Below are 13,733 nucleotides of genomic sequence, written 5' to 3'. Positions count from 1 at the left end.
GAGAATCCGATCGATGCAGGTCAGTGACCTGATCTAGATGAGGTTAAGGATTTCCTGACAGTCTGAAGGACACCCGATCGCCCCGCTGATCGGGCGGTTTGGGAACGGCGCGCTCGCAGTGTTACGCTGCCTCGGTCATTCGGGCGAGTGGCGGAATGGCAGACGCGCTGGCTTCAGGTGCCAGTGTCCTTCGGGACGTGGGGGTTCAAGTCCCCCTTCGCCCACAGAGAGCGGTTCTACGAACTGCAATCACTGAGGTCACGAACCAGAAATGGTTCGTGACCTTAGTGCTTTGTGGGGGCGGCCGTTGGCGTGGGCCAGATCGGAGCGCTGACTGTCATAGAAGTCGTGGGCGGCCAGGCCGTCCAGGAAACGACACCGCCGCCTGGTAAGCGATGTGGTCGGCATCATCACAGCAGTCTCCTCGCTATCCCGTATCGAACCCGGCACGAGCCCGACGTAGCCGAAGCCTTGTCCGACGTGCGTGGCGAATCCTTCTCTGCCAGACGTCATGTCGTGGACGGCAGAGCTGAGGCTCGTCAGTTTGGTGTCCTGAACGGGTGATCGGCAGGGATAGGCTGATGCCGGTTGTTGAGAGCACCACAGGACCGGGGGAGTCGATGGCGCTGTTCGGTATGCGGCGGCGCGCCGGCCCGGGACGGGACGAATAAGGTGCTGGGTCGTGCCTGATCGAGGGTCGGGCAGACCGATGACCCATGGCGGGATGTTTCTTCCGGCCTTTCGCAGATCCTTCCCGCAGGGGTTTGCATCTGGCCCGCCCGTGTATTCCGCGACGCCGCCATCCGTCCGGTACGGGCCACACCTTCACGCGCCGCAACGGGGCGAAGTCAACCGCTGGCCACGCTGTCGATCGTGTTCGACGTCGGCGACGAACAGGGCCTGATACGGGGCCCGCGACGTGGGCACGCAGCTCGAGCTCGTTCACAACAAGATATGGAGGACCAATTGAATCCCGGTGAAAACGACCCATTCCAGGGCAGTGGCGGTGGGTGGCCTGGCAACCAGCCGGTACCGCCGCAGTCACCCTGGAACCCTACGGGCCCTCCGCAGGGATCGGTGCCATCGTCGTATCCGCAGCCTCCGATGGTCGGCGGGCAGTGGCAGGCCGGTCAACCCGGTCCGTGGAACGCACCGCCCATGATGAACGCGCCGTATAGCCAGCCGCCCAACAACAAAGGGCCGTGGATCATCGGGGGTGCGATTGCCGGTGTGCTTGTGCTGGTGCTGGCGATCGTCGTTGTCGCAAGCAATCTGGGCGACAGTGATGAGTCGAGTGATGGCCCGCTCGCGACCGGCACCACCACCGCAGAATCGTCGGGGTCCACAAAGACGACGTCGAAGAGCCCGGCGACCACCTCGACAACGGCTGCGCTGCCCGGCGCTGACGGCACCGTAGAGGCGCCGGAGTTGGCGGGGGTGCTGTTGTCTGCCAGTGAGGTCGAGAAGAAGCTTTATATTTCGGGCTTGACGGCCGGTCCGGTCGAGACGTCACTGTCCACCGATCCCGTCACGCCCCCGAACTGCGCGGGTGTCTGGGCTCCCGGTGCCCAATCGACATATGCCGATTCCGGCTACACGGGCGTGGCAATCCAGACCGTGCAAGGCGCGACGGGATTCCACTTGGTTCAGGCCGCGGTGTTGTTCCCTGACGAGGCGGCCGCGCAGGCGGCGTTCCAGAAGCAGGCCTCCGACTGGACGACTTGTCGATTCAAGACACTCAACGCCACCTACGACGGGCTGGGCACCGACACGGTGAAAACCACCGGCAATGGTGAGGACAAGGACAAAGAGTTCCTGAACATGTCGATTTTCACCGACACCACCGGGGCTGACAATGCGATCACATGTAGTCGCGCGGTGTCCCGGAGGGCCAATGTGGTCGTCGATGTCCGGGGCTGCACACGCGACAACGTGACGGCCGGCTTATCGGTAGCTCGCGAGATCGGCGCGAAGATCAACGGCAAAAGCTGATCGGTTCCCGCACCTACTTGCGCGCCAAAAGCTCCAGCAGGTAGTCGCCGTATCCGGACTTGGGCAGCTCTTTGGCGCGCGCGGCCAGCTGGGCGTCGTCGATGTAGCCCTCGCGCCACGCGATCTCCTCGGGTACACCGATTTTGAGTCCCTGGCGGCGTTCGATGGTGCGGACGTAGTCACTGGCGTCGAGCAACGAGTCGAAGGTGCCGGTGTCCAGCCACGCGGTGCCGCGGGCCAGTACCTCGACGGCCAGCCGGCCCTGGCTCAGGTAGGTCTGATTGATCCCGGTGATCTCGTATTCGCCGCGAGCCGATTTATGGAGCGATCGCGCTATTTCTATGACGTCGTTGTCGTAGAAGTACAGCCCGGGGACCGCGTACTGGGATTTGGGGACGACAGGCTTCTCTTCCAGCGACAGCGCCGAGCCGTTGGAGTCGAATTCGACGACGCCGTAGGCCGTCGGGTTCGCCACCCAATAGGCGAATATCGCTCCGCCGCTGACATTTTGGAAGCGCCGCAGGCTCGTTCCCAGGCCGGGGCCATAGAAGACGTTGTCGCCCAACACAAGTGCCACGGAATCGGTGCCGATGTGCTCGGCACCGATCACGAAGGCCTGCGCCAGGCCCTCGGGCTGATGTTGGACTGCGTAGGTCAGGTTCACCCCGAAGACCGAGCCGTCACCCAGAAGCCGCTGGAACGCCGGGGCGTCGACGGGGGTGGTGATCACCAGGATGTCGCGAATGCCGGCCATGATCAGAGTGGACAGCGGGTAGTAGATGAGCGGTTTGTCGTACACCGGCAGCAGCTGCTTGCTGACGCCCGTCGTGATCGGATGAAGTCGTGTGCCGGAGCCGCCGGCCAGGATGATTCCGCGCACGCTCGCCTACACCCCGACGGGGTTTACTCGCTTGTCATGGCCCAACACGCCCGTCACCATAGCGTGCCCGTCAGCGCAGGTTCGACGAATTGACTGCCTAGCGCAGTACGTACGACGTCATCGACAACGACCCGTAGGTGTAGCCGGTGACCAGGGTGTCTACCGCCAGGCCGGAATCTGCTGCGGCACCGGCAAGCCCGGCGAAGTACAGCATCGGGATGAAGTGGTCGGGGGTGGGAACGGCGGCCGCGTAGTCCGGATGCGCCTCGAGCTCGAGGGCGTCGGCGGGGGAGTGGGTGAGTTGTTCTCGTGCGGTGTCGTCGAACCGCTTGGCCCAGGCGAAGCCGTCCTCGGGGCGGCCGGGGTCCATGCCGGCGAGGTTGTGCACGATGTTGCCGCTGCCCACGATCAGCACGCCGCGCTCACGTAGTGGCGCCAGCTTGGCCCCGAGCCGCAGGTGGTATTCGGCCGGCTCGTTGGCGTTGATCGCCAGTTGCACAACAGGTATGGCCGCGTCGGGGAAGGCGTGTACCAGCACCGACCAGGTGCCGTGGTCGATGCCCCAGCTGTCCATATCGGCACCCACCCAGGTCGGCTTCACCACGTCGCTGACCTCCTCGGCCAGCTCCGGCAACCCCGGCGCCGGGTACTGGACCTCGAACAGCTCACGCGGGAATCCGTAGAAATCGTGGATGGTGCGCGGACGCGTCATCGCCGTGACCGCGGTCGCGTTGATGTACCAGTGCGCACTGATCACCAGGATCGCCCGCGGCCGCGGCGCGGTCTGCCCGAAACTGCGCCATGCCTCGGTGAATCGGTTGGACTCGATCGCGTTCATCGGACTGCCATGCCCGATGAGCGCCGCGGGCATCAGTCCGGTCAAGCCGGTCATATCGGGTTCTCCCAATGATCCAGGCAAACCAGTTCCTCGACCGGGCGTCGTCGCACCGGCCCGTGGGAACCGCGCGGCCAGCCCACCACGACGTGGCCGGCCAACATCCAGTCCTCGGGCACCCCGACCGCCTCGCGCAGCAGTGGTTCACCGCCGTAGGACGCCCAACTGGTCAGGCACGCGCCCAGCCCCTGCGCCCGGGCTGCGAGCAGGAAGTTCTGCATGGCCGGAAAGATCGATCCGCCGAGCAGCAGTTCCGAGGCGGTGGGGAAGCGCTGTTGAGTGAACAGGACCGAGGTGAACTCGCCTGCCCGGTCGTGCAATTCGTAGGTGGCCCGGTTGTTCTTGGCGCGCCGGCTGGTGTCGTCGGGCGTAGGCCGGGTCATGCCGTACACGGGTTCGATGACACTCAGGGCCTGCGCGGCCGCCTTCGCGACGACTGCCCGCTGCTCGGCCGAACGCAGTACGACAAATCGCCAGGCCTGGGCATTCGCTCCCGACGGCGCCCACACCGCGGCCTGCAGGCAGCGGGTCAGCGTCGCGTCGTCGACCGGTTCCTCGGTGAAGCGCCGGATGGTCCGCGCTGTCGACATCACTTCCCACACGTCGTCGCTGGCCGGCGAGCTGGCAGAAGGCATGTGTCGAAGTTATGCCTCGGCCCACAAACCCATCGCATCGGCCCGGCTCACCATGTGGCGGTGACCAGGCCGCTGCTGCGGTAGCGTTTCCGGGTGTGCAGGCCAGTGTGGGTCTGACACTTCAGGAGTTCGCGCTGTTCGAGCTGCCGGAGCAGGTGAGCGTAGCGCTCATGTCCGGCGGGGATTTGGTGTTCTGATGCCCGATCTGTATCCCGTCGACGATTCCGACGACGCGGATCCCCGGCTGGCGCCGTTGCTGGCCTGGCGTCAGCAGCTGGTCGATTCCGGCGCGGTCGCGGCTCGCAGTTTCAAGGAAGCCCATCTGCGGCTCGTGCTCCGGTCCGGGCGCACCGACGTCGAGCAGATCCGCGAGATGTTGCCCGGCTCGGTCGCCGAGCACGCCGAGGAGATGGCCCGGCTGCTCGCCGAGCTGGAATCCGGGGCCCCGGGCAGTCCGCCGCAGCCGGCGTCGTCTGCAGCCGGTGACGTGCACCCGATCGCGTTCCGCCACGGCGAGACTCGTCCCGGGGTCGTCGAATTGAGTTGGCCGGACTATCAGGCCAACGGGGGAGTGGTGCTGTACCGGGTCGTCAGTGCCGAGGACCGGGCGCCCCGATCACCGGAGAACGCCGACCTCGTTGCCGCGACGCCGTTGTCGGCAGCCAGTGACGATCGGCCGTTGACCGGACCCGTGCGCTATTACCAGGTCTGGGTCATCACCGGAACTTCGCGCGCGGATGCCCTGAGCACTCGGCCGGTGCTGCATGCCGGCGGGGTGCTGGTCGCCCTGCCCGGTGACGTGTCCATCCGGGAGGACGGCGGCCTGGTGATCGGGAAGTGGACGGCGCCGCCCGCGGCGAGCTCCGTACACGTGTACCGCATCCCGCTCGATGAGGTCGACGGGCCGGTGATCGACGAGTCGCGCTACCGGATTCTTGCCGACGGTGAGCACCGGACCGGTTTCGTCGACTCGGGGGCCGCGCGGGGTATGCGCTATCGCTACCGGGTGCGGGCCGCGGTCGACGTCGACGGGGTCGTGCAGCTGTCCGAGCCGGTCGACGCCGACGTCGAGGTGTCGGCGGTACTGGCGGCGGTCACCGACATCTCGGTGGACACCGCCTTCGACGGTGAGTCGTTCGACGTGTCCTGGGCGTCTCCCGGAGCAGAGGTGGCCGTCTATCTCAGCCAGACCGGTCCCAGCGCCGGTGGGGTGTCCACCGAACTTCCCGAGAACGCGCTCGAGCAGGTGGGGCTGGCCCCGGACCTGCGGCTGCAGCGGCCGGTGGCGAATCAGGCGCAACCCGACGGCGGTAACCGCACGCTGATGACCGGGGTGCCCTGGCCGCAGGGATGGAGCCGGGCTTACGTCACGCCGGTGACGATCCTGGCCGGGCGGGCCGTGCTGGGCCGCACCGTGTCGGCGGTACACACCGGAACCATCCGCGATGTCGAACTCGTCGAGTACTGCAACAAGCAGGTGTTGACGTTCGAATGGCCGGCAGGCGCGGCCGGCGTCGTGGCGACCCTGGCACCCAAGGGGCACGACCCCCGGACCGGACTGACCGGCAGGTCCTTCGAGATCTCGTTGGAGGACTACGAAAAGTACGGCGGCATGCACCTGACCGGTGAACTTCCGGTGGGCGGATGTTCACTGCACCTGGCGCCGGTCGCGTTCTCCGGTGGGCGACGGGTCACCGGGCCGGTGGCCAGCATCGAGTACGCCGGCATGTTGAGGCTGCAGTACGCGGTGCGGATCGGGCGCGACGCAGCCGGTTACCCCACCACGGCGACCGTCGCGGTGCGTTCGGAATACGAAGTGCCGGGCTCGCCGGCGTTCGTTCTGGTCAACAACCCGCAGCGGATGCCGCTGAGCGTGCACGACGGTCAACCGGTCGACGTCGCGCCGCTGGACGCGCAGGGGCAGTTGGCGGATCACCCGTCCAAACATCTGCGCTGGACGGCGGCGACGGCGTCGGGCGCCGGCGAACTGTGGGCCGCCAACGTCAGTGGCCTGCACGGCTGGATCCGGCTGTTCCTGAATATCACCGACCCGCTCCAGCTGCGCACCGTCGCATTGCTGGACCCGCCGGCGCAGACCTTGCAGCTCACCGCGACGGTGTTATGACGTCGCGCTACGGCCAGCTCGCCTACACGTCTTTCGATGCCGTCGGGACCACAGGTGGCTGGCAGCTGAAGGAAACCAGCGGTGGGCTCACGCCCGAGGAGACGCAGGCGTTGATGGCCGGGGTGCACACGGTCTTCCGGCCGGTGGGGCAGCCGCCTGATTTCCCCACCCCCGAGCAGCTCGAGCAGGGTCCGCGCCGGCTGGCCTACCGCCACGGCCCTGACGGCGCCGGCTACTGGCACACCTTTCCGGCCGGGTCGGACAGCACGGGCCGGCCGGGCAACGTGTTCGCCCACGTGCTGTTGGATCGCGCGCCCGACACCCATCCACGCTGCCGGGCGATCCAGCGTTGGCGGTCGCCGCATTGGCTGCAGCCATACGGCGCCGCCGCGGTGGCCCGTGCCGAACTCCCCGGGGACCTGCCGGAGCTGGGCGCTGCGGTGACCAAGGACAGTGCGGTCGCGTTCGCACTGGATACCACCACCTGGCGGCTGGCGACGCTGTTCGCGCTCCTGGATGCGGTGGCTGCGGCGCTGGAGGGTGGGCCGCCCGTGGTGCTGGGTGTGCAGTCCCCGGACGCGGCGGCACAGTGGATCGGTTTGGTGAGTTTCCTGATGTCGCCGGGAACCGCGGCGAGGCTGAGCTTTTCCACGTTCGATCGCGCCGAGCAGGTTGCGCTGCACGGCGGTCAGGTGCTGAGCGCGGTGCCGATCGAGGACCTTTCCGCGGTCGAACCGGGCCTGGTGCTGATCAGCGAATCCGAGAACGTGTCGCTGGGTGAGCTCGGCGGCGATCCGCACCGCACGGCGGGCGGGCACCGGATCGAGGTGACCCGGTGGTCGGTGATGGCGCAGGTGGTGCTGCTCGATGTGGCCTCGGCGCGCGGGGTTCTCGATGACATCGACACGTTGTCCAGCCAGGTACGCGACGACGGGCTGCATCCGGCCTGGCCGATCGCGATGGCGGTGGCCGGACACCCGGAATTCGCCGACGCCCAGGCCGAGGCCTACGAGGTGATCGCCGCGTATTCTCCGGCGGGTGCGCTGGTCGGGTCCGAGGCCGCCCACATCATCGCCGATGTGCTCTCGGCCGTGGTAGGTGTCACCACAGCCGACGCCTGGCGGGTGCGGCACGAGTTGCCGGACGGGGCCGGGGCGACGTACGCCGACGCCACCTACTTCGCCCGGGCCATCGTCGATGACGCGTGGATGGCCCAAGACGGACCAATCCCGTTGGGGCCGAGAATGTTTCACGGGAAACCAACGCCTTCGTCGTTACGGGTGGCCATCGGGCCGGCCCTGGATCGGGCCCGTCAGCTGGGCGCCGACCGGTTGCTGAGGGTCGTTGACCTCCTGTTGCGGGCCGGCGTCGTCGATGATCGCCTGCAGGCGGCGTTGGTCACCGATGTGGTGCCCGGCCTGGCCGATCCGGGGGTGCGCGGTTCGATCGCCGCCGCCGATCGGCTGTCGTTGGGCGCATGGTTGCTGCGCGACGGCGATTCCGACGGCAGCGCCATCGGCGACGACCTCCTGGACTGGCTCGCCGATGCCGGCCCGGTGCCCGAGCCCGCCGAACTCGCCCGTGCCCAGCCCTGGGATTCGGTGTGGATCCGCGCTGCCCTGCGCGGGTTGCGGTCGCGTCGTCGCGGAGCTCGGTACCCGGGTGATGCCGGTGCGCAGTTGTGGTGGCTGCGGCTGACCGAGCCGGAAAAGTTCGAGGCCGCCGCGGCGGCCTCGGTCTGGAATCCGTCGGATCTGCTGCTGGCCGTCGGTGCCGAACCGCTGCCGGGCCGGGCTGCGGTACGCACGCTCGTGGGTGCCGCGGATTCGGCCGCGCTGTATCAGTTGGCCGGCAAGGTGATCGACGACAACGACGACGGCGACGGTGTGGTGGTGGCCTGCGCGGCGGTTCGTCACATCGAGCCGCGGGACTGGCTGCAGCAGCGCTACCTGCAGACCCACCAGAGCTCTTATGTGCCGCTGTGGGGTCAGGTGCTGGCCGAGGTGGAACCCGAGTCTGTCCACCCGGATTTCTCGGTGCGGCTGCTCGCGTTCGCGCTGTTGGGTGTGCTCGCCGGGCAGCCCTATCCGCCGGCGTGCAACGCGTTGGCAGCCGAAACCGGCTGCGGCGCAAAGGCGGTGGCTCGCGTACTACCGCTCGTCGACGGTGGTCTGCTGGCGCCGGTGACGGTGATGGCGGTCAGCCTGTTGCGTACCGCGGCAGCCGAGTCCGCCGCCTATGTCCTTGATCCCGTGGATCAGCTCGCGGGCGTGCTGGCCGGGAAGCTGGCTGCCACCATGGGAGGCGCCGACGCCGAGTCCGTGGTGGTGTTGATGGCGCAGTTGTCGGGTGATTCTTCTGAGGGGACGATGCGCGGGTACCGAAAGATGGTGAACAGGTTGCTGACGCGGCGAAGTGAGAGTCCGTCGCTGGCGGAGCGACTGAGGGGGAGCCGGGGCTGACATGAGTAAATGCCCGCGTTGCTTCACTTTGTTGAGTCCCAACAACCATCTGTGGACGCTGCCTGCCCAGTCCGGTGGTACCCGGTACCGCGACGATGTCGCCTCGGCCTACGTGGGTGCACCCGCCGATTGCGGCCCGCTGTACACCTGGACCCGGAGCCCGGGCTACAACGGTCCGCCGCCGCCGACGTCGGAGGCGAACCGGGCGTTGCAGGGCGCCGCGGTGGAGATATGTCCGGTCTGCCACTTCACCCTCCCCGAGGGTTTTCGGGAGGGCCATGCCATCTGCATCGCGCTGGCCGGCGCGCGGGCGACGGGCAAGAGCCTCTACATCGCCGTGCTGATCAAGCAGTTGGAACTGCTCTGCGAGCGGTTCGGTGTGGTGTTGGAACCGGTCACCCGGGCCACCGCCCAGAATTACGCGACCAATTACGAGGGGCCGCTGTATGTGCAGCGGGGGCTGTTGCCCCCCACCCCGACGGTGCACACCCAGGCCCCGAATCAGCGTGAGCCCCTGGTGTTCTCGATCGGTGTCTGGCACGGCGTGCGCCGGTTCCTGGTACTTCGCGACGTGGCGGGGGAGGACCTGGAGAACGGTGACCTTCGCGCGCCGCCCTTCCAGTTCTTCAGCCACGCCGATGCGGTGTTCTTCATGTTCGACCCGCTGCGGGTCAAGGCCATCCGCGATCAGTTGCAGGATCTCCTGCCCCCCCAGCCGTTCAGCGGTGGGGAGCCCCGTTCCGTCCTGGGCAATCTGCTGTTGGCGGTCAACCCGGGTCAGCCCAAGCTGGCGGTGATCCTGTCCAAGTTCGACGTTTTGCGGGCGCTGCGCGACGTGCAGGGTTCGGAGTGGGCGCTCGTCATGTCCAACGGGGGAGCGGCCTTCCTGCGGGACACCTCCGATGGCAAGCAGTACGACGACGTCGACGCTCAACTGCTCGACCAGGAGGTGCGCAGCCTGCTGGTCCGCCTGCACGGCGGCTCGATCGTGGCGGCCGTGGAGAACCCGTCCGCGGGTGCGCGGCTGGCCAGCCGGTACTTCGCGGTGTCCGCACTCGGGCATCCGCCCACCGGAAACCGGTTGCACGCCAGGGGTATTGCCCCGTTCCGGTGCGTGGATCCGGTGCGTTGGGTGACCTCACAGTTCGGTGTGTTGTAGCCCGTCGGCCCGGTAACCGACCGCGTTCGCGGGTGACTGTGCGGCCGTGGCTATGGTGGGCTGACCGATCAGAGAGGTGACAGGTGGGCAAGAACGAGCGCACGAAGATCGTCATGAGCGACGATGAGATCGCCGAATTCATCGAGCGCAGCCGGACCGCGACGATGGCCACGGTGCTGCCCAGCGGCCGGCCTCACCTGGTCGCCATGTGGTACGCGGTGCTCGACGGTGAGATCTGGTTCGAGACGAAAGCCAAGTCTCAGAAGGCGGTCAACCTGCGTCGCGACCCCACCATCACGGTGATGATCGAGGACGGCGACACCTACAACACGCTGCGCGGGGTGTCGATCGACGGGGCCGCCGAGATCGTCGACGATCCGGAAACCATTCTGCGCGTGGGTATCAGCGTGTGGGAGCGCTACACCGGTCCCTACACCGAGGAGATGCGCCCGTTCGTCGACCAGATGATGAACAACCGCATCGCGGTGCGGGTGGTGCCCAGCCGGCTGCGCAGCTGGGACCACCGCAAGCTCGGGCTGCCCGAGATGCCGGTGGGCGGCAGTACGGCGCAGTATTTGGGGGCGAGTACCTGAACGCCTAGCCCGCCGGACGCGGACGGGGCTTGAGCCGTCCGTTCGGTAAGGGCGGGGCTGGTAGCCGCGCGATGTTGCCGCGGTAACCCTGCACATCGCCGAAGCGTGCATCGTCGGCCTGCCAGAGTTCGCGGTAGGTCACGATGTCGTCGTGGCTGCGGCCGACGAAGTTCCACCACATCACCAGTTCCTCGGTGAACGGTGGCCCGCCGAGCAGGAGCGCCCGGGCCGGACCCACGCCGCGGTTGACCAACTGCAGCTGCGAACGTCCGGGGGCCTGATATCCCAGATCGGCGACCGCCAGCGTCGTGCCGCACACCTCGATCGCACCTTGATCGAGCAGTACGCCATGTTCGAAGGACGGGTCGACGTCGAGCGTCAGCTCGGCGCCCGGCTCGAGGTCGATCTGCGCGCCCAGCAGCGGCGTGAAGGTGTGCACCGGCGACTGCGACGGGGCCAACTCGCCGAGGAACACCCGGAGGGTGGCGCTGTCGACGGTCCGCGGTGGCGGTGCGTAGTGCGCGAAGTCGCGTCCGGTGTCGCGGGCGGCATCGGGCAGGGCCACCCACAGCTGCACGCCGTGCAGGATCGGCGCCTCGGGCATCGAGACCTCCGAGTGGCAGATCCCGGCGCCGGCCGTCATCAGGTTGAGCTCGCCCGGTCGGACCATGGCGTGGACTCCGGCGCTGTCGCGGTGTTCGATGAGGCCCTCGAAAAGCCAACTGACCGTTTGTAATCCAGTATGCGGATGGGGCGGTACGTCCATGCCTGTGCTGGTCCGGATGTCGTGCGGGCCGTAGTGGTCGGCGAAACACCAGGCACCGATCATGGACCGGTCCCGTTGCGGCAGGGTGCGCCGGACCAGGATCGCGCGCGGTCCGCCCAGCGGCACCTCCCGCGGGTGTAAGACCCCGGTGAACTCCGAGTTGGCGCACGTGACTTCGGCAGGCGCGGTGTCGGTGTTGCTCATGAACCTCACGGTAACCGCGTTCGGCCGAACCGGCGCACGGTTAGCATGTCCGGCATGACCGGGGGACTGACTGCCGAAAGTGTTCGCAGCACCGAATTTTCGAAGCCGCCGCTGGGCAAGCGGGGTTACGACAAGAAGTCGGTCGACGATTTTCTGGCGTTGGTCGCCCGCCGGCTCGACGGGCGCGGGCACCTGGGGCCCGATGATGTCCGCAACATCGTGTTCCCGAAGCCGCCGATGTTTCAGCGCGGCTATGACGAAGACGAAGTGGACAGTTTGCTCGATGCGGTGGTCGTCACGCTCGAGCGGTAGCGAAGAAGAAGAAGTAGGGGACGGTGCCGGCACTGCGCCTCGCGGCGAGTGGTCGCTCGAAGCGACGGTTCTGGTGTGGGGCCCGGGGCAATGCCCGACACCGTCCGAGGGTGTAACGACACACCCCGGGCCCCTATTCCTCCCCCAGTGGAAACTCGCCCCCGCCCTGCCGTCCCCTCGAATCGGCAGGGAGAAGGCCAGAAGAACTGGTGAAACCCCTGTTGCGTGAGCGGATCAGGCGGCTTCGGGGAAGACCAGGCCGAGCTTGCGCACCGGGTAGCCGTTGCGCTCGGCCAGCGATCGCAGCTGTTTGAGCGCGAAGCTGCGGCCACGGCCCGCCTCGGGGACCATGATGCCGGCCCAAAGTCCTTCAGCGCGGGGCAGTTCGCAGGCCTCGCGGGCGCAAAGCCAGCGCCGCGGGCATTCCCGGCAGATGACCTTGGCCTGGTCGTCGGGGGCTGAGGTCCACCGCTCCGGGTTGCTGGTGCAGATACCGAGCGGGATGCCGTTGGCCATGAGTGCGTTCATGCTGCTGCTCCTGTGAGGGCTCCTGTTGCGGTGTGTACCGCGGTGAGGGGAACGCTATAGGAACAACCGTAGCGATGCAACAGTTTGAACGAAACCGCAGCGGTGCAACGCTACGGAAATTTGCATTGGTAACGATGCGTAATCACCAGCGGAAAGTCGGTATGGATCCAAATGTGCACGTCAGACCGCCTGTGGGTACTTCGATGTACCCGTAGCAGGGCTGCGGTTCGTCCGGCCGAGAAGCCGTAGCGTCGAGGTTGTTTGCTACAGATGAAAAGAAACCAAGGTGTAGCGGTGCTTCGGTCTGGGGTTAGGATTGACAGGTCCCGGCAACCGCTTCGGCACTCGCGCTGAAGCCGAGCACATCGGCGAGGAACAGCCCCGTATGACCGACGCTGAGTACGATCTCGCCACTGGTGAGTTCGATGTCGGACTTATTCGCGCTGGCGCTGCAGCCGCAGCGAGGCGCCGCGAACTGGACATCAGTCAGCGCAGCTTGGCCGCCGACGGAATCATCAACGCCGGAGCGCTCATCGCGTTCGAGAAAGGCCGCAGCTGGCCCCGCGAGCGCACCCGGCTCAAGCTCGAAGAGGTGTTGCGTTGGCCGCCGGGCACGATCGCCCGGTTGCGACAGGGTGGGCCGGTACCCGATCCGACCATGCCTGCTCCGGCGCACGTCGAGCCGCCAACTGTGGTCACCGCGCAACCTGCCGCCGTGCGATTGGCGACCACCCCGCCGGCCAGCGAAGAGGTACCCCTGATTGCCCAGGCGGTCCTGACCGCGGTGAGCACCCTAGAGTCGACGATCGCCACGTTGCCGGCCGTCGGGGCACCGGAGTTCACGCCGCGGGTCACGTCGGTACTGGCTGACCTGCGTCAGCTCGAGGCGGTGGCCGCCCGTGCGGCGCGGCTCAGCATGGTGACCCCGGCACTGATCAAGGCGCTCAGTGCGGTGCGGCGCCAGATCGATGAGCTGACCACCCTTGCCGCCACCGCGCCCGGTGCCACGCTCGGGCAGCGGCTGTATGCCGCGCGCCGGCAGTCGAATCTCACGATCAGTGAAACCGCTACGGCCGCAGGCGTTTCCGAGGACATCGTGGCGCGCGCCGAGGCCGAGTACCCGGTCGACGCGGCCGCCGTCCACGCCCTGGAGGCGCTGATCGGCGCGATGCGCTGAGCACG

General features: G+C 67.3%; 12 protein-coding genes and 1 tRNA gene. 8 read left to right on the top strand and 5 right to left on the bottom strand.

What is annotated here, in order from left to right; translation table 11 throughout:
• Positions 1–141: 141 nt before the first annotated feature.
• Both ACZY08_RS04605 and ACZY08_RS04600 read left to right on the top strand, forming a co-directional pair.
• Positions 142–224, top strand: a tRNA-Leu gene (locus ACZY08_RS04605).
• An 853-nt stretch (positions 225–1,077) separates the two neighbouring features.
• Entirely contained in the window at positions 1,078–1,992 is a 915-nt protein-coding gene (locus ACZY08_RS04600) for a sensor domain-containing protein (protein ID WP_463743394.1), read from the top strand.
• A 13-nt stretch (positions 1,993–2,005) separates the two neighbouring features.
• Here the strand turns inward: ACZY08_RS04600 and rfbA are convergent, their stop codons facing one another.
• From rfbA to ACZY08_RS04585, 3 genes are all read right to left on the bottom strand, one after another.
• A complete protein-coding gene (gene rfbA / locus ACZY08_RS04595) occupies positions 2,006–2,872 on the bottom strand; it encodes a glucose-1-phosphate thymidylyltransferase RfbA (protein WP_463743393.1) in 867 nt (288 codons plus the stop codon).
• A 97-nt stretch (positions 2,873–2,969) separates the two neighbouring features.
• Positions 2,970–3,743, bottom strand: a complete 774-nt coding sequence (gene ygiD, locus ACZY08_RS04590) for a 4,5-DOPA-extradiol-dioxygenase (protein WP_463744145.1) — start codon at positions 3,741–3,743, stop codon at positions 2,970–2,972.
• 17 nt (positions 3,744–3,760) lie between these two features.
• Positions 3,761–4,402 (bottom strand): nitroreductase family protein, encoded by a 642-nt coding sequence (locus ACZY08_RS04585; RefSeq protein ID WP_463743392.1) that lies wholly within the window; start codon positions 4,400–4,402, stop codon positions 3,761–3,763.
• 196 nt (positions 4,403–4,598) lie between these two features.
• On the opposite strand from ACZY08_RS04585, the gene ACZY08_RS04580 reads away from it, so the two are divergent.
• The 4 genes from ACZY08_RS04580 to ACZY08_RS04565 all read left to right on the top strand — a co-directional run bounded on the left by ACZY08_RS04580 (position 4,599) and on the right by ACZY08_RS04565 (position 10,741).
• A complete protein-coding gene (locus ACZY08_RS04580; RefSeq protein ID WP_463743391.1) occupies positions 4,599–6,527 on the top strand; it encodes a hypothetical protein in 1,929 nt (642 codons plus the stop codon).
• The gene (locus ACZY08_RS04575) at positions 6,524–8,989 is read left to right on the top strand and encodes a GAP1-N2 domain-containing protein (RefSeq protein WP_463743390.1); all 2,466 of its coding nucleotides are present in this window, start codon (positions 6,524–6,526) and stop codon (positions 8,987–8,989) included. Before ACZY08_RS04580 ends, ACZY08_RS04575 begins: the two co-directional genes overlap by 4 nt.
• Before the next feature lies 1 nt (position 8,990).
• Positions 8,991–10,148, top strand: a complete 1,158-nt coding sequence (locus ACZY08_RS04570) for a hypothetical protein (protein WP_463743389.1) — start codon at positions 8,991–8,993, stop codon at positions 10,146–10,148.
• Positions 10,149–10,231: 83 nt separating this feature from the next.
• Complete coding sequence (locus ACZY08_RS04565; protein WP_463743388.1) at positions 10,232–10,741, top strand: pyridoxamine 5'-phosphate oxidase family protein; 510 nt, start codon at positions 10,232–10,234, stop codon at positions 10,739–10,741.
• Positions 10,742–10,745: 4 nt separating this feature from the next.
• Here ACZY08_RS04565 and ACZY08_RS04560 read toward each other — a convergent pair whose 3' ends face one another.
• The gene (locus ACZY08_RS04560; RefSeq protein WP_463743387.1) at positions 10,746–11,711 is read right to left on the bottom strand and encodes a pirin family protein; all 966 of its coding nucleotides are present in this window, start codon (positions 11,709–11,711) and stop codon (positions 10,746–10,748) included.
• A gap of 45 nt (positions 11,712–11,756) precedes the next feature.
• On the opposite strand from ACZY08_RS04560, the gene ACZY08_RS04555 reads away from it, so the two are divergent.
• Positions 11,757–12,023, top strand: coding sequence for a DivIVA domain-containing protein (locus ACZY08_RS04555; protein WP_463743386.1), 267 nt, complete (start codon positions 11,757–11,759; stop codon positions 12,021–12,023).
• A 234-nt stretch (positions 12,024–12,257) separates the two neighbouring features.
• Here the strand turns inward: ACZY08_RS04555 and ACZY08_RS04550 are convergent, their stop codons facing one another.
• Positions 12,258–12,551 carry a WhiB family transcriptional regulator gene (locus ACZY08_RS04550; RefSeq protein ID WP_463743385.1) on the bottom strand — a complete coding sequence of 98 codons (294 nt, stop codon included), beginning with the start codon at positions 12,549–12,551 and terminating at the stop codon, positions 12,258–12,260.
• A gap of 385 nt (positions 12,552–12,936) precedes the next feature.
• On the opposite strand from ACZY08_RS04550, the gene ACZY08_RS04545 reads away from it, so the two are divergent.
• Positions 12,937–13,728: a transcriptional regulator gene (locus tag ACZY08_RS04545; protein ID WP_463743384.1), complete on the top strand. Its 792-nt coding sequence runs from the start codon at positions 12,937–12,939 to the stop codon at positions 13,726–13,728.
• Positions 13,729–13,733: the final 5 nt, after the last annotated feature.

It is taken from the genome of Mycobacterium sp. IDUB_9, assembly GCF_055419505.1.
This window is presented reverse-complemented; position numbering and strand designations above follow the sequence as displayed.

Excerpts from the sequence above, each read along its gene's own strand:
- ACZY08_RS04555 (WP_463743386.1), top strand. The coding sequence starts at position 11,757 with ATGTCCGGCATGACCGGGGGACTGACTGCCGAAAGTGTTCGCAGCACC.
- ACZY08_RS04550 (WP_463743385.1), bottom strand. The coding sequence starts at position 12,551 with ATGAACGCACTCATGGCCAACGGCATCCCGCTCGGTATCTGCACCAGC.
- ygiD (WP_463744145.1), bottom strand. The coding sequence starts at position 3,743 with ATGCCCGCGGCGCTCATCGGGCATGGCAGTCCGATGAACGCGATCGAG.
- ACZY08_RS04585 (WP_463743392.1), bottom strand. The coding sequence starts at position 4,402 with ATGCCTTCTGCCAGCTCGCCGGCCAGCGACGACGTGTGGGAAGTGATG.
- ACZY08_RS04575 (WP_463743390.1), top strand. The coding sequence starts at position 6,524 with ATGACGTCGCGCTACGGCCAGCTCGCCTACACGTCTTTCGATGCCGTC.
- ACZY08_RS04545 (WP_463743384.1), top strand. The coding sequence starts at position 12,937 with ATGACCGACGCTGAGTACGATCTCGCCACTGGTGAGTTCGATGTCGGA.
- ACZY08_RS04560 (WP_463743387.1), bottom strand. The coding sequence starts at position 11,711 with ATGAGCAACACCGACACCGCGCCTGCCGAAGTCACGTGCGCCAACTCG.
- ACZY08_RS04570 (WP_463743389.1), top strand. The coding sequence starts at position 8,991 with ATGAGTAAATGCCCGCGTTGCTTCACTTTGTTGAGTCCCAACAACCAT.
- ACZY08_RS04580 (WP_463743391.1), top strand. The coding sequence starts at position 4,599 with ATGCCCGATCTGTATCCCGTCGACGATTCCGACGACGCGGATCCCCGG.